Annotated in this window: 1 protein-coding gene; it reads left to right on the plus strand. The window is 67.8% G+C overall.

From position 1 onward, the window contains the following. A partial coding sequence (locus ACFQVC_RS42425; RefSeq protein WP_381842137.1) for a 2-oxoacid:acceptor oxidoreductase subunit alpha occupies positions 1-1,591 on the plus strand: 1,591 nt, incomplete at both ends.

Here is a 1,591-nt window from a genome sequence, read left to right on the forward strand (position 1 = left end):
TGGACCGGGTGATCATCCGGTTCGCGGGTGACTCCGGTGACGGAATGCAGCTCACGGGCGACCGCTTCACATCGGAGACGGCGTCGTTCGGCAATGACCTCTCCACGCTGCCGAACTTCCCCGCCGAGATCCGTGCCCCTGCCGGGACGCTGCCCGGTGTCTCGTCGTTCCAGCTGCACTTCGCGGATCACGACATCCTCACGCCCGGGGACGCCCCCAATGTGCTGGTGGCGATGAACCCGGCGGCGCTGAAGGCGAACATCGGGGATGTGCCGCGCGGCGCGGAGATCATCGTCAACACCGACGAGTTCACCAAGCGGGCGATGCAGAAGGTCGGTTATGAGGCGTCGCCTCTCGACGACGGCTCTCTGGACGGCTTCCGGGTGCATCCGGTGGCACTGACGACGCTGACGGTGGAGGCGTTGAAGGAGTTCGAGCTGTCGCGCAAGGACGCCGGGCGCAGCAAGAACATGTTCGCGCTGGGGTTGTTGTCGTGGATGTACCACCGGCCCACGGAGGGCACGGAAGCCTTCCTGAAGAGCAAGTTCGCGAAGAAGCCGGATATCGCGGCGGCAAACATCGCGGCGTTCCACGCGGGCTGGAACTTCGGTGAGACCACCGAGGACTTCGCGGTCTCCTACGAGGTGAAGCCCGCGGCCCAGGCCTTCGCGCCGGGCACGTACCGCAACATCTCGGGGAACCTGGCGCTGTCGTACGGTCTGGTGGCGGCCTCGCAGCAGGCGGATCTGCCGCTGTATCTGGGCTCGTACCCGATCACTCCGGCCTCGGACATCCTGCATGAGCTGTCCAAGCACAAGAACTTCGGTGTGCGGACCTTCCAGGCCGAGGACGAGATCGCCGGTATCGGTGCGGCGCTGGGCGCGGCCTTCGGCGGCAGCCTCGCGGTGACCACCACCTCCGGCCCCGGTGTGGCGCTGAAGTCCGAGACGATCGGGCTTGCGGTGTCGCTGGAGCTGCCGCTGCTGATCGTGGACATCCAGCGGGGTGGTCCTTCCACCGGGTTGCCGACCAAGACCGAGCAGGCGGATCTGCTGCAGGCCATGTACGGGCGCAATGGTGAGGCGCCGGTGCCGATCGTGGCGCCGAAGACGCCGGCGGACTGTTTCGACGCGGCGCTGGAGGCGGCGCGGATCGCGCTGACGTACCGCACGCCGGTGTTCCTGCTGAGTGACGGCTATCTGGCCAACGGCAGTGAGCCGTGGCGGATCCCGGAGATCGATGAACTGCCCGATCTGCGGGTGCAGTTCGCGCAGGGCCCGAACCACACGCTGGCCGACGGCACCGAGGTGTTCTGGCCCTACAAGCGTGACGAGCGCACCCTGGCGCGGCCGTGGGCGGTGCCGGGCACGCCGGGGCTTGAGCACCGGATCGGCGGGATCGAGAAGCAGGACGGCACGGGCAATATCTCCTACGACCCGGCCAACCACGACTTCATGGTCCGTACCCGGCAGGCCAAGGTCGACGGCATCGAGGTCCCGGATGTGGAGGTCGACGACCCCACCGGTGAGGCCGAGTTGCTGGTCCTGGGCTGGGGCTCGACCTACGGCCCCATCACCGCCGCCGTCCGCCG

The sequence above is a fragment of the Streptomyces monticola genome (genome assembly GCF_042665355.1).
Classification (GTDB): domain Bacteria; phylum Actinomycetota; class Actinomycetes; order Streptomycetales; family Streptomycetaceae; genus Streptomyces; species Streptomyces monticola.